The organism is Novacetimonas maltaceti (assembly GCF_002906255.1).
GTDB classification, from domain to species: Bacteria; Pseudomonadota; Alphaproteobacteria; order Acetobacterales; family Acetobacteraceae; genus Novacetimonas; species Novacetimonas maltaceti.
Genome location: NZ_POTC01000006.1, coordinates 1 through 21,935 on the forward strand (window position 1 = coordinate 1; position 21,935 = coordinate 21,935).

The following is a 21,935-nucleotide window of genomic DNA, read 5'->3' on the forward strand; positions in this document are numbered from 1 at the left end:
GATGCCCGGCGCGCGCATGGTCCTTGCGGTCATCGCGACCGGGGTCCTGTCGGGGCTGGGCGGCATGGCGCTGGCACTGGCGCTGCATGCGATCCAGCATGTCGCCTATGGCTACGGGCAGGCGGGCGGGCCGCACAACTTCCTTGCGGGCGTCAGCGCCGCGCCCCCATGGCGGCGCGTGGCCGCGCTGTTCACCTGCGGGGTTGTCGCGGGGTTCGGGTGGTGGGGGCTGCAGCGCGCGGGGCGGCCACTGGTCAGCGTCACCGCCGCCGTGGGGCGTGGCGATGCGCCGGGCAAGCCCATGCCCGCGCTGTCCACCACCATCCATGTGCTGCTGCAGATCGCGACCGTCGCCCTTGGCTCCCCGCTGGGGCGGGAGGTCGCGCCGCGCGAATTCGGCGCGCTGCTGGCCTCCCGCCGGGGGCGGGTGCTGGGCCTTGCGCCGGGGGATGCGCGCATCATCATCGCCTGTGGCGCGGGGGCGGGGCTGGCTGCGGTCTATAACGTGCCGCTGGCGGGCACGCTGTTCATTCTCGAAGTGCTGCTCAAGGCATTTTCCCCGCGCGCGGCAATGGCGGCGCTGGGCGCCTGCGGCATTGCCGCCATGGTGCCATGGATCGCCCTTGGCAACGTGCAGCAGTACGAGATCGGCCCGATGGCGCTGACGCCCGCCCTCATGATGTGGGCCATCTGTGCCGCGCCGGTCATCGGCGTGTGCGCCCATGTGGTCAAGACCCTCAGCACACAGGCGCAGAACCGCGCGGCGTCGGGGGCGGCGCGGATTGCATGGTGCCTTGCGGTCTTTACGGCCATCGGCCTGCTGGCCTGCCTGTTCCCGCAGCTTCCGGGCAACGGGCGCGGGCCGATGCAGCTTGCGGTGGCAGGGCGCGTGGGCGCGACGCTGGGCGCGGAACTGCTGGTGCTGAAGATCCTTGTCGTCATGGGCGCGCTGCGGGCGGGTGCTGCGGGCGGCCTGCTGACGCCAAGCCTGACGATGGGCGCGCTGCTCTCCAGCATACTGGTCGCGGGATGGAACCTCGCCGCCCCCGCCGTGCCCGCCGATGCGGCGGCCCTGGTCGGCGGGGTGGCCTTCCTCGGCACGTTCATGGCCATGCCCATGACGGCGCTGGCGCTGGGGATCGAATTCACCCGCGTCGGGCACGACATGTGGTTCCCGATGTGCCTTGCCATGGCGCTGTGCGTGGCTGTCGCACGCGGGTGCGCGCGCCTGACCCACCTGCCGGGGCCGCTGACACGGCCTGCGGCACCGGGGAGCGTGTCGGCGCGGTCTTAGTTTTCCGATGGGCGGCGTCTTTCGAAGCTTTTTGAAAAAAGCTTCACCAAAAACTTTTAATTATTAAAGTATTAAAAGTCTTTTTGCTTCTTTTTCTTCAGAAAAAGAAGATACTTCCCTTCAGGCCAGCGGCGGCAGATCCAGCGACGCCAGATCCTCCGGCATCCCCGCGATCACGCAGGCCACCCCGGTCTCACGGTCCACCACGAGGCGCAGGTGCACCACGCCGCCCGCAGGGTCGAACAGGTCGGACTCCACCGCATACCCTGCCCCCAGCGCACGGCCCGCGCGCGCATCCTCGCCCGCGGCGGCCTCCATCAGGCGGCCGATCGCACGGTCCAGACCCAGCATCACCCGCGTGGGCGACAGGCGGCCACCCGGACCATCCACCGGCCCGTCGCCAGTGCAGTACCGCTCCAGCAGGCGCGCCCAGCCCGCCGTGGGGACAAAGGCAGGCAGAACCGCGTCATCACCATCATGGCGCACATGCATGATGCGCCGCGTATTGGCCCACCCCGCGACATCCGCGCGCGGGACGGACGGGTCGAGTTGCACCGCCCCCGTGGGCACATCACCCTGCGCCATGGTCACGCCGCGATTTCAAAGCGTGACGGCAGCTTCAGCAGCGCCTGCGACGACAGCGCGGGGGAGATGAAGAACCCCTGCACCCGGTCGGGCTTCATCGCATGGACGATGTCGAACTGCGCGCGTGTCTCCACGCCCTCGACCGTCACCTCCAGCCCGTATACCTGCCCCAGCCCGATCAGGCTGGCGAGCACCTCGCGGTCGCCCTGGTTGTCCACGATGCCCGTGACAAGCGACTGGTCGATCTTCAACTGCGTGAACGGCAGGTCGCGCAGGTGGCGCAGCATCGTCTCGCCCTTGCCGAAATTGTCCATCGCGATCTGGAAGCCCGCGGCGCCAAGCTCGCGGATGTTGTGCATGCTCTGCTCCGCACGGCGGCCCTGCAGCATCGGCTCGGTCACCTCCAGCACGAAATTGGCGGGCAACAGGCCGAATTCACGCAGCGACTGTTCCAGCTCCTCGCGGTATTCCGCACGGCCAAGGTCCATGCGCGACATGTTGATCGCAAGCTGGCGCGCGGGCTGGCCGGTGCTGTTCCACAAGGCCACGTCGCGCTGGAACGACGCGATCATCGACGGCCCCATCGCCTGCGTCAGCGTGGAGTCAGTGAACACGTCGGCAAAATCCTCCGCCGCCAGCAGGCCGCGTTCGGGATGGTGCCAGCGCAAAAGCGCCTCGATCTGGTCAAGCTGGCGGGTGTGGCAGTTCAGGATCGGCTGGTAATAGACCTCGAACTGGCCATTCTTCACCCCGCTGCGCGCCTCGATCAGGATCTGGCTGCGCACCTGCGCGCGGCGACGCAGGGCGGAGGTGAACATCTGCGCCTGCTTGCCGCCCGCGCGCTTGGCCGCATACAGCGCCATGTCGGCGTTCTTCTGCATGTCCTCGACGCTTTCGCGCGCATCGAGGAAGACGGCGCCGATGCTGCCCGAAATGCTGACGGTCACCGTCTCGATGTCGATCGGGCGCTCAAGCGCCGCCTGCAGCCGGTCCATGTATTTTTCCAGCGGCACGCTGCGCAGGGTCTTGTTCAGGACAATGGCGAATTCGTCCCCGCCAAGGCGGCTGATCGGGTCATCGGGGTCCGTCAGTTCCACAAGGCGCGAGGCGACGACACGCAGGACGATATCGCCCGCATGGTGGCCGTGGATGTCATTGATCTGCTTGAACCCGTCGAGGTCGAACATCACCAGCGCACGCGATTCCGGCGGCTCCTTGCTCGACAGGCCAAGGGCGGCGGACAGCGCGGTGTTGAACCCGCCACGGTTGAGCAGCGCCGTCAGCGTATCGGTTTCCGCCAGTTCCGACAGCCGCTCCTTCGTCTTCATCAGTTCGGTGATCTCGAAGCGGCTGGCGACATAGCCCTCCACCTCGCCCGTCGGGCCGCATTTGGGGATGATGGTCGTCGCAACCCAGTAGATCGTGCCGTCCTTCGCCCGGTTGCAGATATTGCCCCGCCACGGCTGCCCCGACTGGATGGTGCGGTACATGTCCTGGAAAAAGGCCGCATCGTGATAGCCGGAATTGAGGATGCGGTGCGTCGATCCCAGCAGTTCCTTCGCGGAGTATTTGCTGACCTTGCAGAACTTGTCGTTGACATAGGTAATCACGCCATCACGGTCGGTAATGGCGACAATCAGGACATCATCAACCAGATCGGCCCAGAAATCCGCATCCTGGTGAGTAAGGGCGCGCAGCCGATCATCGTGTTGCAATGACATTTTTCCCTCAGACCTGAAAACGGGGGATCAAAAGATTCAGACAGTAATCGTCAGTCATAAAACATGAGACCGCCGCCTGCCGCGACAGCACGGCGGTCCGTGACATCATTTCGCGCCCTTGTCCCCGGCCGGTGCCCCGGTAACGGCGGCCGAAGGTGCGGCCTTGGCCTTGGCTGCCGCGGCTTCCTGCGCGGCCTTCTGCATCTCCAGCGCGCCGGGACGGTCCGCGATCGGCGGGACGAAGGTGCCCCGCGCCTTGCCCGCGCGGTACCATTTCTCCAGCTCATGCGCCGGCAGCGGCTTGGCGAACAGGTAGCCCTGCATCACGTCGCACCTGAGCTCCTCCAGCAGGAGGCGCTGCTGCTCGGTCTCCACGCCCTCGGTCACGACCGTCATGCCAAGGCGCGAGCCGATGCCGATGACCGCCATGGTCACGGCCTGCGCGTTGGTATCATGTTCGAAATCGTTGATGAAGCTGCGGTCGATCTTGATCTCGCTCAGCGGCAGGCGCGTCAGGCGCGACAGCGAGGAATAGCCCGTGCCGAAATCGTCCATCGACAGCCCGCAGCCCATGTCGCGGATGGCATGCAGCACGTCGATCGTGTCGCTGCTGCTGTCCATCATGACGCTTTCGGTGATTTCCACCGTCAGGCGGTCGGGCGTCAGGTTGAACTGCCGCAGCAGGTTGGAGATGTATTCCGGCAGCGCGCGGTTGCGGAAATGCACCGCCGACAGGTTCACCGCAACCGTGGGGACATGCACGTCCGCATCGTCCCAGTGGCGCATCTGGCGGCAGGCCTCGTGCAGGGACCAGCGGCCGATGGCCTCGATCTGGCCGGTTTCCTCCGCCACCGCGATGAAGCGCGAGGGGAAGATGTTGCCAAGGTGCGGATGGTGCCAGCGCGACAGCGCCTCCACCCCGTACAGCCCGCCGCTCGCCGCCTCGACCTGCGGCTGGTAATGCAGGTTGAGCATCCCCTTCGCCAGCGAGTCGCGCAGCGCGGAGCCAAGCACCAGACGGTCCTGCGCCACCTGGTTCTTTTCCTGCCCGGCAAAGCGGTAGACGCCGCGCCCGTCGGCCTTGGCCTGGCGCATGGCGGAGTCGGCGTTGCTGAGCAGGGATTCGCTGTCGGGGCCGTTGTCGGGGAAGCTGCTGATCCCGATGCTGCACGAGATGCTGAGCGTGTTTTCCCCCACCTGCATCGGCTTGGCGATGGTGGTGATCAGCAGTTCGGCGAACTTGACGGCCTTTTCCTGCGTGCAGTCAGGCACGATGACGATGTATTCATCCCCGCCGGAGCGGCTGATGATGTAATCACCCTGCACAAGGTCACGGATGCGCTGCCCGATCTCGACCAGGAACTGGTCGGCATAGACATGGCCCAGCGCGTCGTTGATGTCGCGGAAGCGGTCGATGTCGATCATGAACAGGTAGAAGCGGCTGTCGCCCTCGCGCATGATCAGTTCGTCGATGATCTTGTGCAGCGAGGAGCGGTTGAGCAGCCCGGTCAGGGAATCGAAGTTCGACAGCTGCGAGATATGCTGGCGCGTCGCGTTCTGTTCCACCGCAAGGGCGCAGAACGGGATGCACGCATCGACGATCCGCTCCGGCCAGCTCTGCGGCGCATGGGGGTCGCGCGAATACAGCGCGAACAGGCCCGATATCTGGCTGTTATGCGTGCGGATCGGCGCGGAACGGCAGTGTTCCAGCCCCAGCGACTTCGCGATCGACTGGTAATTGTGCCACAGGATGTGGTTGCTGTACGACGGCTCGCGCTGCAGGCGGGAGATGTCGGCCGGTTCGAGCTTCAGCCCCTCGAGCGCGCTGAAATAGCGCTTGGGCAGGCCGGGGGCCGAGAGGATCTGCAGCCGGTTGTCCGCGTCGATCAGGATCAGGCACGCGACCGAATTGGGCACGAAGCTGTCCACACGGCGGCACAGCAGGTCGGCCACGTCCTGGATCAGCAGGTCCGCCGCCAGCGCCTGGAGCACGTCGTTCTGGAGGATGAGGATCTTGCGCCTCTGGCTTTCCTCCGTCGCGTCCTTCATCACCGCGATGTAGTAGATCTTGTCCGTGCCCGGCAGCTGCACCTTGGAGATCGAAAGCTCGCCGCAGACATATTCGCCATCCGCGCGGGTGAACTCCACCTCCCGCGAGGTGCCGACGATCTTGTTGATCCCGGTCCTGCGGTTATGCGCGATGAAGCTGTCATGGTCCTTGCGGTAATCGAGCGGCACGAGGCAGCTGACATTGCGGCCCAGCACGTCCTTGCGTGGCAGGCCCCACATGCGCTCGGCCGCGGGATTGAAGAAAATGACGCTGTTGTGCTCATCGATGATGACGATGGGGTCGATCGCCTGTTCCATGGCAGGCAACAGGATCTCGGCGTTAATCTTGGGCTGACTCACCACGCTCTCCAGCTCGCCCGTGCGGGTCGCCCCACACGTTTCAGGTTTCACATCATCTCGCACGGCCGGGCGGGATTTCCCCCTGCCCGCACAGCCCCGGGGGACTGTTTTCCAGACCGACATTTCCGTCATGCAGCAGGCATGAGCGGACCCACATCATGCCACACGATATCCGCTGCGCGGATGACGGCACATGATATGCCTCAATGTTTACGATGTTTACAATATTTGCGGGGTATTATTTTACACTAAGGCGGCATGCGTCCGCTGCATTCACGGCCTGCGGAAGTCCTGCGGCAGCAGTCCGCCAAGGGGCCGGCAGGCATATTCGCAGGCATCGGGGTCCTGTGGCGCGTTCTGCCGCAATTCCGCCGCGCCCTGCGACACGGCGCGCCACGCGGCCTGCGCCAGCGCCTTGCGGCTGGGGAAATCATCGGGGTCGAGGGCGGGATGCAGCATGACGGTCGCCCGCATGGAGCGCCATTTCACCAGCTGCCACACATGGGGGCCAAGCTCCATGTCGCCATACCAGGCGAAGACCGGGCGGCGCGCGCGGTTGACCGGCAGCCCCTCCAGCCGGTCATACACGACGGAAACCGGCTGGATCAGCGGCGTCATCCCCGGCGGGTGCTGGCGCATGGCCTGGGCCTCGGGCGTGTCTTCACGCCCGCGCGGGACGCGGGGCAGCTTTGCAATGGCGAAGAAGGCCGACATGAACGGCAGCACGCGCGACCCGTCGGACGATGTGCCCTCGGGGAACAGCACGAGGTTGTCGCCCCCGATCAGGCGATCCATCATCTCGTCGCGTTCGCGCCCGGTGGTGCTGCGCTGGCGGCTGACGAAGATGGTCCGGCCAATGCGCGAGACGAGGCCCATGATGGGCCATTTCTCGATATCGCCCTTGGCGACGAAATTCGACGGCAGCACCGTGCCCAGCACCGGCACGTCCAGCCACGAGGAATGGTTGGAGACATAGATCACCGGCCGTTCGCCGCGCGCGCGCGCCCGTGCGCCGCCAACCGACCCGGCCCTGCGCCCGATGACGCGGATATTCAGCGACAGCAGGAAGCACAGCCCCCCCCAGACGAAGCGCGTCCAGCGGATCTTCGCCGTGCCGGGCACCAGCAGCAGCACCGCCTCGAACCCGACCGACAGCGGCACCCAGACCGTGATGGCGGCAAGGCGGCCGATGCCGCGCAGGGTGCGCGCGCGTTCACGCCACGGCCCCGACGCATGGATGCGCAGCGCCGCGATGTCGGCGATGTCGCGCGACGTGACCGGGGCGATGGCGCGACGTTCGCGCGCGGCGCGCGGCGGTGGCGGGGGTGTGGCGGGGGTTTCGCGACGTCGCAGGATGCGGCGCTGAATGAAATCGGCAATCATGCCCTATCCATAGACAGGTGGGACAGACCGCGCCGACAGGCGTCGCGATCACGATGGGGCGCTACTGTGGCAGGACCGACCCGCGCGGCCTGCACCGCGTTGCGGGTGCGCGCCGGCCCTGTGTCCGGACGTAGCCGCCGCCTTCGGGCGCGTCAAGTACGCCCCGCCCCGCCGGGGCCTGCGCGACGGGGGGCGATACTTTGCGTAACGATAAAGCTGGCCCGGACACGGTTCCATAAAATATTTTTTTGTCGCATCCTCCCCCTGCGGCATTATGCAGGTATGTAAGGACACGGTTTCGCGAGCATCCGTCGCGGCCGCGGCCATCGTCGGCACGCCCCGATCCTGTCGCGGGGCCTCTTCCGGGGGCGCGCGTGCTCTCCCTCTTGCCCTGCCTTTCCAGCCCAAGGAGTGCCCCTGATGTCCGGATGGTCCGGTTACGGCCTGTTATCCGCCGCCACGGCTGTTCTGCTTGCCACGACACCCCTTGCCTGCCCCACGGCCCATGCGCGCGACGATGTGCTCAACATCCTGACAAGCTGCGACCATGAGGACCCCGAACTGCTGCGCCCGTTCGAGAAGGAAAACGCCGTGCAGGTGCATTTCCGCGACATCGACACCGTGGAGTCCGTGATGTCGATCATCCGGCAGGCCCAGCCCGGGGACTGGGACCTTGTCGCGACGGACGAGGCGGAACTGATGCCCATGGCGCGCAACGGCATGCTGATGGCGCTGGACCCGGCGGATTTCCCCACCACCGGCATCCCCGCCGCCGTGGCAGACCCGCAGGCGGGGTCGTTCGACGGCCACCTGTATGCCGTGCCGGAGAAGTTCGGGTATTTCGCCATCGCCTTCGACCAGGCGAAGGTATCGGCGCAGGCGCTGTCGGACATCAACGAGATCTGGAAGCCGCAGTACCAGGGCCGGGTCGCGATCTATGATTCGTGGCTGCCGGTGCTGTCCTACCTTGCGCTGGCGCTGGGCAGGGACCCCGCCAGCCTGTCGGACGCGGACCTGCCGGCGCTGCAGGCGAAGCTTGTGGCGCTGAAGGCGAACGCCGCCGTCGTGGGCGACATGGCCACGGTGCAGCAGGCGCTGGCCGATGGGCAGGTGGACATCGTTGTCGGCGGTGGCGCATGGACCACGGCGGGCATCGGCCATGACGGCGCGGTGCAGAAGGGCCAGCCCGCCCCGGCAGGCAGCCCGGACAGCGACGGCGATGACGACAGTGACGACGCCCCGCCCCTGCCGCCCGGCGCGCACCCGGCCACGCAGCCCGACGCGGCCAGCGCGGGCGCCAGCGCCACGGCCGCCACGCCCGCGCCCGTTGCAGCACCCGCCCCTGCACCGGTCCTGTCCGCGCATCCGACCCTGACCTACCTGATCCCGCATCAGGGCGCGCTGCGCTGGCAGCAGGCGGTGTCGATCCTGTCTTCCTCGCAACGCCGGGACATGGCGCTGCGCTTTGCGAAATACCTGCGCACGCCACAGGCGCAGGCGCACCTTGCCACGTCCTCGTGCTACTGGGGGATGCCCGCGGACATGCGCACGCCGCTGGACCCCACGATCAGGGCCGCCCTGCATTGGGACGAGCAGCCCGCACAGATCGCGGCGACCCGCATGCTGCCGCAGCTTTCGGCCGACATGAACCAGAAGCTGCAGGCCATGTGGACCAGCGTGATGCAGGCCCCGTAAGACAACCGGTTGAAAAGTAAAAGAAGTTTCTGGTGAAGCTTTTTCCAAAAGCTTCAGAAGGTGTCGCCTTTAAAAAAAGGCGACACCCAGAAACTTTTATTCTTCACCTACCTGTTTCGCGAAAAAACAGACTTACGCCCGCCCCCGCAGTTCGGGCATGCGCTCCACCAGCGCACCGAACGCAAGGCCGAGCGTCCCCCACAGCACAAGCTGCATGCCCAGGGCCGCCTCGCGGAAGCGCCACAGCAGGGCTGCGGGAAAGTCGGCCGGGACCTCGCTGATGTCAGGCAGCGTCAGTTGCAGCACCGTCACCAGCACGATGAACACCGCGCCACCGCACAGCCACGCCGACCATACCCCCACGCGCGCCAGCAGCGCCCGCCCCGCCAGCACCGACAGGATCATCGCGCACAGCGAAAAGACCACCATTTCGAAATAGGCCGCAGTCCGCATGCCGATCGTCTCCGCATGGCCGACGGCAGGGGGATTGGCGGGATATTTCAGGTCCGGCACCAGCACGACGGCCACGAACCCCGCCCCCGCCAGCAGCAGCGCGAGCATGCGCGGCGACACCTGCCCCACGCGCCCATGGGCCACCGCAAAGGCCAGCGCGAACACCCCGCCATAGGCCGCGCCATACATGAGGGCCGCCGTCAGCAGGCCAAGGGTGGACTGCACCCTGCGGCTGACCAGCTCCTCCTCTGGCGGTTCGCCCGCCGCCGCGTCGTGCGCGGCCTCGATGCCGATGGCGCGATCAACCAGCGGTTCCGCGAAGACGCGGGCAAAACCGAAGGCAAGGAACGCCGCGAGAACCCCCGCAAGCATCCCGCGCAGCAGCACGCGCCCGGCCATCAGGACCGCACCCGGATGGGGGAAAGAAGGGAAATGGACATATCATGACTCCTGCAGGGAAACCGCGTCCCCGGTGGATGGATGAAAGGAACAGCCTGCAAAGGGTCTGGCTTGGCGCTGTCATGCAGCGTTTACAGTGGCGCGACCGCACCGGATTTCCACCGGCTTCCTTCGCAGGCAACGCCCGGTTTCATCGCAGGGCGCACCGGCCGAGTCAATGCGGGCGGGACGGCGGGAACGGGGACTGGCTGAAAATCGTCAGAAAGTTTTTGGGTGTCGCCTTTTGATCGAGAAAGGCGACGTCCTTGAAGCTTTTTGGAAAAAGCTTCACCAAAAACTTTTGTTCGTTTTCAGTCTGTTATTTGCCGGGCACGGGCTGTCCCGCGCGCCACGCCCTGATGGCGTCGAGCGTGCGGCGGACATGTTCGTCCGGTGACATGGCGCTGTAGGTGAAGATGACCTTGCCATCGGGGGCGATGACATAGGACGTGCGACTGGCGTAATGGACCACCGGCATGCGCGAATCATACAGCCGCGCGATCGTCCCCGACGGGTCGGACGCAACGGGGAAGCGGCCATGGCATTCGCTGACGGAAAACCTGTCGAGCGTCTTGATGTCGTCCATCGACACCCCGATCACGCTGGCGCCCAGTTCGTGGTAGCTGTCCATCGCCTCGGCGAACTCATGCGCCTCTATGGTGCAGCCACGGGTGAAGGCGGCGGGATAGAAATACACCACCACCGGCCCGTTGCGCAGCGCATCGGCAAGGTGGAAGCTGAACTCCTTTCCCGCCTGGCTGGCGGGGGCGACGAACATCGGCGCATTGCTGCCCGCGGGCAGGGCGGCGCGCGCGCTGGACCATGCGACGATCCCGGCAAAGGCCATGACCGCCACCAGCGGCATGATGATTCCCATCCACGACCAGCGCGGACGCCTGTAGAAATATTTCATTCACTTCATCCCGTCATGGATCGTGCCACCGCGCACCGTCATGAACCGGACATCGGCCCCATGACCTGGCAGCCATGGCTGCCCAGCTTCTGGCATGCCTGCAATGCGCTGGCATGCGACAGGCCCAGCAGGCGCGCGCGATAGACATGCGCCCGCCCCGCCGTTACCGAATCGACCTGTTCGCGCGCGCCACGCAGCACCGCGCTGGTACGCGCGCGCTGCAGTGCCAGCAACGCCTGGCCGCGCGATCCGTATGCGCCGACCTGCACCGCCCAGTTGGCGGCGTCCATCACGATGGTGGGATGCGCGCCCACCGCCGTCATTGGCAACTGCCCCGCCTTTTCACGCGCACTCCATGCCGCGCGGACGGCCGCGCTCTCGGCCGAGGGGGCCTCGGCCACCTGAAGTGGCTGGTCCGCGCCAATCACCTGCCGCCCGTGCCCGCGCCCGTACCCGCCAACGCCCTGCACGCGGGCCTGCGCGCGCGCCTGTGCCCTTGCCTCGATCATCAGGTCGGCCTGCGAACGGTTGACCGGCGATACCCCGGCAATGCGCGGGCCGATATAGGCCACATACTCGCGCGTCTCACGCGGGAGGGTGTGGCTGCGGTCGATGAAATCATCCAGCCGCCCCGGCCCGCTGTTATAGGCCGCAAGGAACCCCGGCGAGCCATAGATGTCATACATCTGCCGCAGGTAGGCCGTGCCCGCGATGATGTTGTCATGCGGTTCGTACGCATCTGGCCCAAGGTCGTAGCGTTTGCGCATCTCGTCATAGGTGGGGGGCATCAACTGCATCAGCCCCATCGCCCCGGGCTGCGAGGTCACGAACTGCCCGTTATGGAACAGCTGCCCGCCGGATTCGCGCTGCATCACCGCGCGGATCCACAGGTCGGGCACGTCGAAACGCTTCGCCGCCTCGGTAATGTATGGCCCCCACGGGTCCTCCGGCGGCCCGGGCGGGGTATAGTTCTGGCGCGCGCGGGCGCGGTAGCTGTCGGCCTCCTGCATCATCTGCGCCTCCGACATCCGGGCCTCGTGCGGCTGGCCCGCGCAGGCGGCCAGCGCGACCAGCAGCACCAGCGAAAGCCACCGCCCTGCCCGCGAACATGACCGCGAAAAGGACGAAACAGGGTTTTCCGCAAGAAGCGAAGGGGACATGGGCCGCTGTGATCCTGTTGCGATGGTCCGGGCATGCCGGGGGTGTCCACCATCGCGATGAAATGGCGGGCGCGTCCTTGTTACACCACCCCATGCGACCGATGCAACGCCGTCCGCCCCGCGCTGCATGGCGGGGCCTGCGCCCTACAGCAGCTTCATCAGCTTGAGCAGCAGCCACGTGATGACCATGAACAGGAAGCAGATGCACCCGGCCTCGATCGTGCCGGCGCGCCCTTCGGCCAGGAACATGCCGCCGGTATTCATGCCGAAGAACCCGGTGACGAACGTCGCGGGCAGCATCAGCGTCGTCACGATGGACACCGTATACAGCCGCCGGTTCGTCTCCTCCGCCTGCCCCGACGCCAGTTCGTCCTGCAGGGAGCGCGCGCGGTCCTGCAGCGCCAGCAGGTCATCGAGGGCCGCATGGATCTGGCGCTGCGAACGGTCGCGCAGGTCGTCCTCCGCCCATTCGGGCAGTTCGAGGTCCTCGCTGCGGAACATGCGGTCCACGGGGGAGATGACGCGCCGCAGTTCGGTCGAACGCCGCCGCACCCGCCCGATCAGGCCGCTGATGCGCCCGAAATCGGTATGCTGGTCCAGCGTCAGCAGCAGGTCCTCCGCCCGGTCGAGGTGATCGTCCAGCAGCGCGATGTTGCGCCGCACCGTGTCCGCGAATTCCAGAAGCGTGCGGTCCACCACCTCCGCCGGGGAGGTGAACGGCTCGCCACGCTGCATGTAGCGATAGACCAGCCCAAGGGCGGGCACCGGCTGGCGGCGCGTGGTGATCAGCAGGTCCGGCAGCACCGCGAAACGCCACGCCGACAGGTTCTTGTCATCCTCGGACATGCTGTCGTCAAAGCCCGGCAGCGCGCCATAGACGATGTCGCCCTCCACCTCCAGCCGGGTGCCACGGTCGATATTGCCCAACGCCGCGCGCGCCTCCTCCGGCAGGCAGGGAATCGCCTGCATGCGCGCGCGCGTGGCGGTGTGGACGATATCGTAATGCAGCCACACCCACGTATCGGGAACCGGCGGCGGGTCCCCCGCCAGCGCGCGGGCGACCCCTTCGGCGTCCAGCTTCTCCGGCTTGTGGCCGGGACGGCACGCAATCGCCCAGACCAGGCCGTCCGCCTCCGGAAACGGGGCGGAGGCGGGCTCCGGCGTGGGGGCGTGCGGGACGGCGGGGGAAAGCATGTCGGACATGGGCACTGCATCCGGAAGGCCATGGGCGGACGTTGCCCCATCTTGCACGATGGCCACAGTGGCGCAACAGAACAGGGGCGCAACAGGCGGCAGCGCAACGGCACGCGCCGCGCCGCGCCCTGCCATGAAATACGCAAAAGGGGTACGCAAAAAGGGCGGAACCCGGCGGCCCAGCGATGGCCGCCCGGTTCCGCCCCGGAAGTCGGGCGTGAAAATTACTTCATCAGGTCGGGAGAGACCTTGCCGCCATTTTCCGCCAGCTTCTTGAGCACCTGGGCCTGCAGCCAGATGTTCATCGCGGCGGAATCGTTGGTGTCGCCGGTGTAGTGCAGTTCCGCCGCCAGTTCCTTGCGCGCGGCAAAGGAGCTGTCGAGGCCCAGCAGCTTGAGCAGATCGACGATGGAGGTCTGCCAGTTCAGCTTTTCGGGGTTCTTCGCGGCCATGGCGCTCAGGACCGCGTTGACGTCAACCGGCGCGGCAGGCGCTGCCGGGGCGGCGGCTGCAGGCGTTGCGGCAGCGGCGGCGGGCGTCGCGGCGGCCGCAGGCGCGGCACCAGCAGCGGGGGTTGCGGCCTTGGCTTCGGAATACCCGAAGATCTTGGACATGATCGTGCCAAAAATGCTCATGAAATCGTACCCTTAATTCCGGATGTGCCCGGCAGGGATGCCGGGCCTCTCAGATATGTTATAGCAGACGCGAACGTGCTCAGTAACGATACAGATCATTCTTGAACGGCCCGGCGACGGGCACGCCGATATAGTCGGCCTGCTTGGGCGACAGCTTCGACAGCTTCGCGCCGACCTTGGCGAGGTGCAGGAAGGCCACCTTTTCATCAAGGTGCTTGGGCAGGGTGTAGACCTTGTTTTCGTACTTGCCTTCGGGTGCGGTCCACAGGTCGATCTGCGCCAGCGTCTGGTTGGTGAACGACGCGGACATGACGAAGGACGGGTGGCCCGTGGCGTTGCCAAGGTTCACGAGACGACCTTCGGACAGGACGATCAGGCGCTTGCCGTCGGAGAAGATGACCTCATCGACCTGCGGCTTGATGTTTTCCCACTTGAAGTTGCGCAGCGCGTTGATCTGGATTTCGGAATCGAAATGCCCGATGTTGCACACGATGGCGCGGTTCTTCATCTCGCGCATGTGGTCGATGGTGATGACGTCCTCGTTGCCGGTGGCGGTGACGAAGATGTCGCCGCGCGGTGCGGCCTCTTCCATCGTCACGACCTCATAGCCTTCCATCGCGGCCTGCAGGGCGCAGATGGGATCGACCTCGGTCACCAGCACGCGGCAGCCCGCGTTGCGCAGGGACGCGGCGGACCCCTTGCCCACGTCGCCATAGCCCGCAACCACCGCGACCTTGCCCGCCATCATGACGTCGGTGCCGCGACGGATCGCGTCCACCAGGCTTTCGCGGCAGCCATACAGGTTGTCGAACTTCGACTTCGTGACGCTGTCGTTGACGTTGATGGCCGGGACCTTCAGCAGGCCCTTCTTGGCCATGTCCCACAGGCGGTGCACGCCGGTCGTGGTCTCTTCGGAGACGCCACGCACGTCATTGAGCATCTCGGGATACTTCTCGTGCATCAGCGTCGTCAGGTCCCCGCCATCGTCGAGGATCATGTTCGGCGTCCAGCCATCGGGGCCCTTGATGGTCTGTTCGATGCACCACCAGAACTCGTCTTCCGTCAGGCCCTTCCACGCGAACACGGGCACGCCCGTCGCGGCGATGGCGGCGGCGGCCTGGTCCTGCGTGGAGAAGATGTTGCACGACGACCAGCGCACGGTGGCCCCCAGCGCCGTCAGCGTCTCGATCAGGACGGCGGTCTGGATGGTCATGTGCAGGCAGCCCGCGATGCGCGCGCCCTTGAGCGGCTTGGACTTGCCGTATTCCTCGCGCAGGGCCATCAGGCCGGGCATTTCCCCTTCGGCGATGGCGATTTCCTTGCGTCCCCAATCCGCGAGGGAGATGTCCTTGACCTTGTAATCTGTCGTCATGACCTGTCCTGATATGATGTTTGACGGTTGCGGGTATACCCCGTTGTCCCCCGCAAATCCAGAGCGCGGCGGGGGGTGCGGGTCAGGATGCGCCCTGCGCGGCGGGCATCGCTGCCGCCACTTCCTCGGCCTGGCGCAGGATGCGCACGAAATTGCCCCCCCACAGGGCCGCGATCTGCGCACGGTCATAGCCACGGCGCATCAGTTCCGCCGTCAGGTTGGGCGCCTGCGCAGCGTTGGCCCATCCCTCGATCCCGCCGCCGCCGTCAAAGTCGGAGGAGATGCCGACATGCGCGATGCCGATGCGCTTCACCGCGTAGTCGATATGGTCCACGAAGTCGGCCACGCCCACGCGGTGGGTCTGGCGCACGTCGCGCGGGCACAGGAACGCGTCCATGGCGGTGATGTGGATCACCCCGCCGCACGCCCTGAGCGCATCGAGTTGCCCGTCATCGAGGTTGCGCGGGTGGTCGCACAGGGCACGCACGCATGAATGGCTGGCTAACACCGGCGCGCGCGACAGTTCGACCGCCTGCATCATCGTCCTGCGCGACGTGTGCGACACATCGACGAGCATGCCAAGGCGGTTCATTTCCGCCACCGCCGCGCGCCCCAGCGCCGACAGCCCGCCATGCGGCTCCGCCTCGTCGCCAAGGTGGGCCATCGGCCGCGCGGAGTCCGCAAGCGCGTTATGCCCGTTGTGCGTCAGCGTCATGTAGCGCACGCCATGGGCGCGAAAGCGCGCCAGCAGGCCGATGTCCTGCCCGATGGTATAGCCGTTTTCGACCGCCGGGATGATCGCGATGTCGCCCGCCGCATGCGCGGCCAGCAGCGCATCCGCGCTGTCGCACACCCGCACGCCCGGCAGGTCGCGCGCGCTGTTGATGACCTCGAGCATCGCCAGGGCCTTGGCCGAGGCGGCGGCATGTCCCGTGTCACTGACCGCGCCCTGCCCCACATAGGCCACAAGGCACGCCGCCCCCATGCCGCCTTCGCGCATCTTCGGCAGGTCGGAGCAGCGCGAGTCCGCGCCCGTGGCGAAATCGCCCCGGTCGGGCCACGGGATGTCCACATGGGTATCGAGGGTCAGGATCGAACGGTGCAACGCCTGCACCGCGTCGGGAGTGGGATCGTTGGGTGTCTGGTTCATGGCAGCTATCCTTTTGACACAATGAAGCATACGCAGGGCTGTCCTGAAAACCGGGCATTAAACCGATCCACCTTCAGGGCGTTAGGCTGGGGACAGGCTACTCCATCCCTCCGGTCGCTCCACGCGGCGGCGCGCCCCTTGGCATGCCCCGCAGGCCGGAACACTTTGCGAGGCGAAGGAACCGACATGCAGAACATTCCCCTGCTTTCCCTGAACGATGGCTACAAGATCCCCGCGATCGGCTATGGCACCTACCCGCTCGACAACCCGCAGGCCGAAACCGCCGTGCGCGAGGCGCTGTCCTGCGGATACCGCCTGTTCGACACCGCCGCCAACTATGGCAACGAATCGGGCGTGGGCACCGGGCTGCTCAGCTTCGACGTGGGGCGCACCGACATCTTCGTCACCACGAAGCTGCGCGGCCGCGACCAGGGGTATGACAGCACGATGCGTGCCTTCGACGCCAGCCTGCAACGCCTGAAGATGAGCTATATCGACCTCTACCTCATCCACTGGCCCCTGCCTATGAAGGACCTGTATGTCGAAAGCTGGAAGGCGCTGGTGCAGTTGCAGAAGGACGGGCGCGTGCGCTCCATCGGGGTGTCGAACTTCCTGCCCGAACACCTGACGCGCATCATCGACGCCACCGGCGTCACCCCCGCCGTCAACCAGATCGAGATGCACGCCGATTTCGCGCAGAGGGAAGCACTGGAAGTGCATAAGAAGCTCGGCATCCTGACCGAGGCATGGAGCCCGCTGGGCCGTGGCAGCGTGCTGGAAAACCCGGTCGTCGGCCGCGTGGCGCAGCGCCACAACCGCACCCCGGCGCAGGTGCTGCTGCGCTGGGTGGTGCAGATGGGCGCCGTCCCCCTGCCCAAGAGCGCGCATCCCGCCCGCATGAAGGCCAATATCGAGATCTTCGATTTCGAACTGTCCGAAACCGACATGAACGACCTCGCCACGATCGACGGCAACCACCGCACCGGCGCCGATCCGGCCACCTGTACCGAGGAGTAAAGCCTGATGCCGCAGGGGCTCTGCCCCTGCACCCCGCCAAAGGGCATTGCCCCTTGGAAACCATGACTTTTAAACGGATCAGGGTGCAGGGATCGCGATCCCTGCCGGGGCCGGAGCAAGCCGGCCGGGCATTCCGTGCGGCGACAGTCTCAGGGGCGTTGCCCCTGAAACCCCACCAAAGGGTATTACCCTTTGGAAACCATGACTTTTAACGAATCAGGGTGCAGGGAGCACGCTCCCTGCCGAGTCCGGAGCAAGCCGGCCGGGTATTCCGTGCGGCGACAGTCTCAGGGGCGTTGCCCCTGAAACCCCACCAAAGGGTATTACCCTTTGGAAACCATGACTTTTAACGAATCAGGGTGCAGGGAGCGCGCTCCCTGCCGGGTCCGGGCAGCGCCCGGGTCTTGCGCGCGCCGAGTGCGTCGCCCTCAGGGCAGGCGGCTTTGCACCAGTTCCGCCTTGTCACGGCTGATGGTCCAGACGGTATTGGGGCGCGTGGCATCCCAGTCGAAGGCCTGCCCGCCCGTGGGCAGGGTGATCGTGCGGACATGCACCAGTCGCCCACCCGCATCGGGCAGGCGCAGCACATACATCTCCGGGCGCGTATGGCCCGTGACATACAGCATCCCGTCACGCCCCCACCGTCCGCCGGATGCGCTGAAATCCCCGAAGCGGTCCAGCACGTCGCGCGGGAACAGCCACGATTCGCGTTCCACGAAATCCGCTGAATATTTCACCAGGACCGTCGATTGCGTGCCGCGTCCGGCCTCGCCCCCCGTTGCGGTGTAATTGGCAAAGCACGCCCACCAGAACCCGTCATGCCAGTCGATCCATGTCAGCGACCCATGGCCGGGGCCAAAGCTGTGGCTGCGCACATGCCGCATCGTGGCGGGATCGAACCATTCGACCGAACTGTCCATCGGCACGTTGGGGAAGTTCGACATGGCGCAGGCCATCTGCCCCGACACCATTTCGCAACTGTTGATATGGATGAACACCTGCGGGTCGCCCGACCATGCGGCCACCCTTTTCCCGCTGGCACGATCGTATTTGCCAATCGTGCTGTTGGAAACGGCATAGACATGTTTTGCGTCGTTGGTGACGCCCTGGTGCGCCTCCTCCGCCTCCATGCGTGTCAGGACCGTGGCGGCGGGCGCGTCATCGTCGGCCCACGCCACCTCCGCCATGACCAGAAGGGCGAGGAAAATTGTCGACAGGCGCAGGATGAATGTAAACATCGTCTCAGAACCCTGTTGAAACACTGGCCACGACCGCAAACGGCGCCCCGGCAAAGTAGCTGGGTGTCGAGGCACTGACGGCATTTCCGTTCATGCCCTTCATCGCCTTCGCCGTGCCGCCATAGCCGGACACCGCGGACAGGTAGTGGTTGTCGCCCACATTCATGATGTTGACCTGGATCTGGGGCGAGCGGAAGCGCGAGAAGCTGTGGAAGCGATAGCCCAGCGTCAGGTTGGCGGTGATGTAGGACGGCATGGCGGCATTATCCATCAGCGCCGAATACTGCCTGTCCACATAAAGGATGTTGGCATTGCCGAAATAATGCCCGTTATCATACTGCAACCCGATGGAGCCTGAGAATTTGGGGGCTGCAATCGCGGTCTTTCCCGCCGTGGGCAGGTAATCGGTGCCCGCGTTGAAATTGTTGTCGGTGGTGGCGTGCAGGAACTGCCCCGACAGGTAGGGGCTGAAATGATGCCACGGCTTCATGCCGAATTCGACCTGCACGCCCCGGATCGTCTCCCCCCCGACATTGAGCGGCACGCTGGTCAGGTAATTGTCACCCGGCAGGTATTCGGACGAACTGACCTGATGGTTCGTCAGGTTCATGTTGAACAGCGCAAGGGAGAAATTGAAAAGTCCCGTGTGCCGGTAACCGACTTCCTCGCTGATGTCATATTCCGGCTTCAGGTTGCCGATCGTCGTCGTGGGATTGGGCGATGTCAGCTTGTAGCTGTCGATATAGGCATTGGCCGACGCGGGCATGCGGTACGACGTCGTGCCGTTGATATAGACCTGGTTATGCGGCGTGATGAAATAGGTCAGCGAAACCTGCGGCAGGGGCTCGAAATAGTTCTTGTTGTTGCTGTACTGCGTGCCGGGGATGTCGTTGGTGACGGAGCGACCGACCATCGACGCCTTGAACGCCGCGTTGATGACCAGGCGGTTGTTGAATGCCCTGAACGTATCGGCAATATACAGCGTATTGACCTGCTGTATGTAGCTCATGTCCTCCGTCGCCAGCACGCGCCCCGACGGCAGGCGCACCGGGTTGTAGCCCCCGACCGCATCGCCTGCGTTATTGACCACGCCATAGTCGTTGAGGACGCCGTAATCCGTATATTGGTACCAGTCGCCAAACGACAGCGTATTATGCTTTGTCGTCCACGAGATTTCGGAACTCAGCCCGGCGGTGTCCTCCTGCCAGTTGTTGTAGGCGATGGCGGTCGCGCTGCCTTTCTGTGCATAGGGCAGGCCGAGGTTTCCATACTGCTCGCTCCCCATGTATCCGCCACTGACGGGAACCATGGAACTGCCGATCGTGGGGCCGGTGCGATGGATGTAATAGGGGCGCACCTGCAGGCGCAGGCTGTCGGACAGGCGCAGGTCCGACGGCAGCATGACATGGATTTCGTTTTCGTCTTCGAGGTGGAGCTTGTACCAGTTCGTATTCCCGAAGTAATAATCCTTGTTATATCCGGGGCTTTTCCCGGTCTTCTGCCACGCATTCCAGCTCGCCATCGTCACCGTGGGATAGCTGGCCTGATTTTCGCGGGTATAGCCGAAAATCAGCGATGTATTGCCAATCGACCAGTCCTTGGTCAGTTTCGAATCCACATGGTAGCGATAGACCCCGCCGCCGCCGAACCAGTTATTGCTGCGGGTATAGGAAAACGACGCCATCCCGCGCAGGCCGGTATTGCCGATGTCGCCGGTCTCGAACCGGGCGAATTCCTTGTTCGATCCGTACGTGCCACCCGACGTGGAGACATATCCGTGCATCTGGTGCGACGGGTCGATCATCCTGGCGTTGATCTCGCCGCCGGCGGCCCAGTACACGGGGGAATCGATGCTGGACGATCCCTGAATCACCCTGATGGAACCGATGTTTTCGGAATCGACCAGCATCTGCGTATGCGTGACATACGTGGTGGGATTGGCCGCCGGGATTCCCTCGAACACATACCCGACTTCCGACCCGTCAAGGCCACGCATGTTCATGTGGTCGCTTTCGATCCCCATCGGGTCCTTCGCCCCGAGGACCACGCCCGGCACCATCGCGATCAATGTGTTGAGGTTGGCCGTGGGCGACTGCTTGGCGATGTAATCGCGCGTCAGCGTCGTCTGGGACCGGGCCTCCGTCTCCACCGACATGCGGCCGCCGCCCGGCGCATTGAGCGTCACGCCATCGGGCGTCGCACGACTGGCGTTGACGTGGATGTATTCGTTCTTCTGCGCGGGGCCGGATGCGGGTTTTGCCGTGCTCCGGGCAGGCACCGCCTTCTTTTTTGCCGCACCCGCCGCCCCGTGCGTCGTATCGGGGGCCACGGGGGCCGCGTGGGCACTGGTGCTTGCAGCAACAGCCAGCAGAAACAGCACATGTACCCTGCTGGCGCGACGGGGAACATATCGTAAGAATGCGGCTGATATACTGGCAAACATCAATGTCACCTCACAGCAATTTCCTTGCTGCGCGGGAACATAGTTTTTTTCAAACCTGCTGTTTGTGAACGTTTAATGAAGTTCGGATGACAATGTTACGTTTTACCATGCCTCCACTGGTAATCGTCATCCACTGGACCTGCACGGCAGCAGCACCCGGTTCATGAAAAGGTTTCCGGATACCGCCCCGCCTTCCCCAAAAGGGGCCGTGCTGCGAAGGTTTTTCAAAACCCCCCTGCCGGAACCCCTTTATTTCCAGCCTTCAGGCGTGGCCTGGTGCGGACACCGCCGCCGCCGTGACGTAATGCGGCCCGCAATGCAGCACCGGTCGCGCCACACGTGCGCCCAGCCAGTATCCCGCCCCGGCAAGGCACGCGCCCAGCAGCGTGATGGCGGGCATCAGGCGCGCCACCACCCCGTCATGGCTGGACACGTCGCGCAGGGCGATGCGGGCTTCGTCATCGTGCCCTGCCTGCGCCGCCGCCGTCGCGGCCAGCAGGCGGCGTTCGACATCGGTCACATGCATCACCCCGGCCATCGCGATATCGGGCAGCGGCAGGCGCTGGCGTGCCATCCAGGCCAGCGCATTGTGGAAAGCCTGCGCCACATCGGCGAATTCGCGGCGATTGCACGGCAGGAACAGGCCCAGCGCCGAAGAACGCGCGGAAACCGGCAAGTCCGCCCCCCCGGCACAGGACGCCATCGGATGCACTGGCCCGACAAGGCGGCGGACGGTCCATACCGCCAGTCGTTCGCCACAGGGAAGATCGGACAGAACGGTCGCATAACTGGACATGGCATTTCCGGACACGCGATGTCCGGCTCCTCAGGGGTT

17 protein-coding genes and 1 riboswitch are annotated in these 21,935 nt (G+C 65.3%); of the genes, 3 read left to right on the top strand and 14 right to left on the bottom strand.

Annotation, left to right across the window (positions count from 1 at the left end; all coding sequences use genetic code 11):
- The coding region (locus KMAL_RS03540; RefSeq protein ID WP_239019923.1) for a chloride channel protein at nucleotides 1-1,294 on the top strand (1,294 nt) is incomplete at its 5' end.
- Nucleotides 1,295-1,414: 120 nt separating this feature from the next.
- Here KMAL_RS03540 and KMAL_RS03545 read toward each other — a convergent pair.
- The 4 genes from KMAL_RS03545 to KMAL_RS03560 form a co-directional block, all read right to left on the bottom strand.
- Nucleotides 1,415-1,879: a hypothetical protein gene (locus tag KMAL_RS03545; RefSeq protein WP_110094389.1), complete on the bottom strand. Its 465-nt coding sequence runs from the start codon at nucleotides 1,877-1,879 to the stop codon at nucleotides 1,415-1,417.
- Nucleotides 1,880-1,881: 2 nt separating this feature from the next.
- Complete coding sequence (locus KMAL_RS03550; protein ID WP_110094390.1) at nucleotides 1,882-3,600, bottom strand: putative bifunctional diguanylate cyclase/phosphodiesterase; 1,719 nt, start codon at nucleotides 3,598-3,600, stop codon at nucleotides 1,882-1,884.
- A gap of 105 nt (nucleotides 3,601-3,705) precedes the next feature.
- The gene (locus KMAL_RS03555) at nucleotides 3,706-6,009 is read right to left on the bottom strand and encodes an EAL domain-containing protein (RefSeq protein ID WP_408887885.1); all 2,304 of its coding nucleotides are present in this window, start codon (nucleotides 6,007-6,009) and stop codon (nucleotides 3,706-3,708) included.
- A gap of 273 nt (nucleotides 6,010-6,282) precedes the next feature.
- Nucleotides 6,283-7,392, bottom strand: a complete 1,110-nt coding sequence (locus tag KMAL_RS03560) for a lysophospholipid acyltransferase family protein (RefSeq protein ID WP_110094392.1) — start codon at nucleotides 7,390-7,392, stop codon at nucleotides 6,283-6,285.
- A 420-nt stretch (nucleotides 7,393-7,812) separates the two neighbouring features.
- Here KMAL_RS03560 and KMAL_RS03565 point away from each other — a divergent pair, with 420 nt between their 5' ends.
- Nucleotides 7,813-9,087: an ABC transporter substrate-binding protein gene (locus tag KMAL_RS03565; protein WP_110094393.1), complete on the top strand. Its 1,275-nt coding sequence runs from the start codon at nucleotides 7,813-7,815 to the stop codon at nucleotides 9,085-9,087.
- A gap of 132 nt (nucleotides 9,088-9,219) precedes the next feature.
- Here KMAL_RS03565 and KMAL_RS03570 read toward each other — a convergent pair whose 3' ends face one another.
- From KMAL_RS03570 to KMAL_RS03605, 7 genes are all read right to left on the bottom strand, one after another.
- Complete coding sequence (locus KMAL_RS03570; RefSeq protein ID WP_110094394.1) at nucleotides 9,220-9,939, bottom strand: CbtA family protein; 720 nt, start codon at nucleotides 9,937-9,939, stop codon at nucleotides 9,220-9,222.
- A 44-nt stretch (nucleotides 9,940-9,983) separates the two neighbouring features.
- A riboswitch (adenosylcobalamin (AdoCbl) riboswitch) is annotated at nucleotides 9,984-10,138 on the bottom strand.
- Between the two features lie 159 nt (nucleotides 10,139-10,297).
- Nucleotides 10,298-10,891, bottom strand: coding sequence for a peroxiredoxin (locus tag KMAL_RS03580; RefSeq protein WP_110094396.1), 594 nt, complete (start codon nucleotides 10,889-10,891; stop codon nucleotides 10,298-10,300).
- 38 nt (nucleotides 10,892-10,929) lie between these two features.
- Complete coding sequence (locus KMAL_RS03585; RefSeq protein ID WP_110094397.1) at nucleotides 10,930-12,051, bottom strand: lytic transglycosylase domain-containing protein; 1,122 nt, start codon at nucleotides 12,049-12,051, stop codon at nucleotides 10,930-10,932.
- A 144-nt stretch (nucleotides 12,052-12,195) separates the two neighbouring features.
- Nucleotides 12,196-13,254 (bottom strand): CorA family divalent cation transporter, encoded by a 1,059-nt coding sequence (locus tag KMAL_RS03590; RefSeq protein ID WP_110094487.1) that lies wholly within the window; start codon nucleotides 13,252-13,254, stop codon nucleotides 12,196-12,198.
- A gap of 215 nt (nucleotides 13,255-13,469) precedes the next feature.
- Complete coding sequence (locus KMAL_RS03595) at nucleotides 13,470-13,880, bottom strand: DUF3597 domain-containing protein (RefSeq protein ID WP_110094398.1); 411 nt, start codon at nucleotides 13,878-13,880, stop codon at nucleotides 13,470-13,472.
- Nucleotides 13,881-13,959: 79 nt separating this feature from the next.
- Nucleotides 13,960-15,252, bottom strand: coding sequence for an adenosylhomocysteinase (ahcY, locus tag KMAL_RS03600; protein ID WP_110094399.1), 1,293 nt, complete (start codon nucleotides 15,250-15,252; stop codon nucleotides 13,960-13,962).
- Nucleotides 15,253-15,334: 82 nt separating this feature from the next.
- On the bottom strand, nucleotides 15,335-16,402 hold the full coding sequence (locus tag KMAL_RS03605; protein ID WP_110094400.1) for a dipeptidase: 1,068 nt from the start codon (nucleotides 16,400-16,402) through the stop codon (nucleotides 15,335-15,337).
- Between the two features lie 186 nt (nucleotides 16,403-16,588).
- Here KMAL_RS03605 and KMAL_RS03610 point away from each other — a divergent pair, with 186 nt between their 5' ends.
- The gene (locus KMAL_RS03610) at nucleotides 16,589-17,419 is read left to right on the top strand and encodes an aldo/keto reductase (RefSeq protein ID WP_110094401.1); all 831 of its coding nucleotides are present in this window, start codon (nucleotides 16,589-16,591) and stop codon (nucleotides 17,417-17,419) included.
- Between the two features lie 428 nt (nucleotides 17,420-17,847).
- Here the strand turns inward: KMAL_RS03610 and KMAL_RS03615 are convergent, their stop codons facing one another.
- The 3 genes from KMAL_RS03615 to KMAL_RS03625 form a co-directional block, all read right to left on the bottom strand.
- Nucleotides 17,848-18,657: an NUDIX hydrolase gene (locus tag KMAL_RS03615; RefSeq protein WP_110094402.1), complete on the bottom strand. Its 810-nt coding sequence runs from the start codon at nucleotides 18,655-18,657 to the stop codon at nucleotides 17,848-17,850.
- Between the two features lie 4 nt (nucleotides 18,658-18,661).
- Nucleotides 18,662-21,037 (bottom strand): TonB-dependent receptor, encoded by a 2,376-nt coding sequence (locus KMAL_RS03620; protein ID WP_167400102.1) that lies wholly within the window; start codon nucleotides 21,035-21,037, stop codon nucleotides 18,662-18,664.
- 325 nt (nucleotides 21,038-21,362) lie between these two features.
- Nucleotides 21,363-21,896, bottom strand: a complete 534-nt coding sequence (locus KMAL_RS03625) for a hypothetical protein (protein WP_146044142.1) — start codon at nucleotides 21,894-21,896, stop codon at nucleotides 21,363-21,365.
- Nucleotides 21,897-21,935 lie beyond the last annotated feature (39 nt).

What these genes read in the sequence shown, in the direction of transcription:
- KMAL_RS03550 (WP_110094390.1), bottom strand. Translation starts at nt 3,600, where the DNA reads ATGTCATTGCAACACGATGATCGGCTGCGCGCCCTTACTCACCAGGAT.
- KMAL_RS03585 (WP_110094397.1), bottom strand. Translation starts at nt 12,051, where the DNA reads ATGTCCCCTTCGCTTCTTGCGGAAAACCCTGTTTCGTCCTTTTCGCGG.
- KMAL_RS03580 (WP_110094396.1), bottom strand. Translation starts at nt 10,891, where the DNA reads ATGAAATATTTCTACAGGCGTCCGCGCTGGTCGTGGATGGGAATCATC.
- KMAL_RS03625 (WP_146044142.1), bottom strand. Translation starts at nt 21,896, where the DNA reads ATGTCCAGTTATGCGACCGTTCTGTCCGATCTTCCCTGTGGCGAACGA.
- KMAL_RS03595 (WP_110094398.1), bottom strand. Translation starts at nt 13,880, where the DNA reads ATGAGCATTTTTGGCACGATCATGTCCAAGATCTTCGGGTATTCCGAA.
- KMAL_RS03605 (WP_110094400.1), bottom strand. Translation starts at nt 16,402, where the DNA reads ATGAACCAGACACCCAACGATCCCACTCCCGACGCGGTGCAGGCGTTG.
- KMAL_RS03545 (WP_110094389.1), bottom strand. Translation starts at nt 1,879, where the DNA reads ATGGCGCAGGGTGATGTGCCCACGGGGGCGGTGCAACTCGACCCGTCC.
- KMAL_RS03610 (WP_110094401.1), top strand. Translation starts at nt 16,589, where the DNA reads ATGCAGAACATTCCCCTGCTTTCCCTGAACGATGGCTACAAGATCCCC.
- KMAL_RS03570 (WP_110094394.1), bottom strand. Translation starts at nt 9,939, where the DNA reads ATGGCCGGGCGCGTGCTGCTGCGCGGGATGCTTGCGGGGGTTCTCGCG.
- KMAL_RS03615 (WP_110094402.1), bottom strand. Translation starts at nt 18,657, where the DNA reads ATGTTTACATTCATCCTGCGCCTGTCGACAATTTTCCTCGCCCTTCTG.
- KMAL_RS03565 (WP_110094393.1), top strand. Translation starts at nt 7,813, where the DNA reads ATGTCCGGATGGTCCGGTTACGGCCTGTTATCCGCCGCCACGGCTGTT.
- KMAL_RS03590 (WP_110094487.1), bottom strand. Translation starts at nt 13,254, where the DNA reads ATGTCCGACATGCTTTCCCCCGCCGTCCCGCACGCCCCCACGCCGGAG.
- ahcY (WP_110094399.1), bottom strand. Translation starts at nt 15,252, where the DNA reads ATGACGACAGATTACAAGGTCAAGGACATCTCCCTCGCGGATTGGGGA.
- KMAL_RS03560 (WP_110094392.1), bottom strand. Translation starts at nt 7,392, where the DNA reads ATGATTGCCGATTTCATTCAGCGCCGCATCCTGCGACGTCGCGAAACC.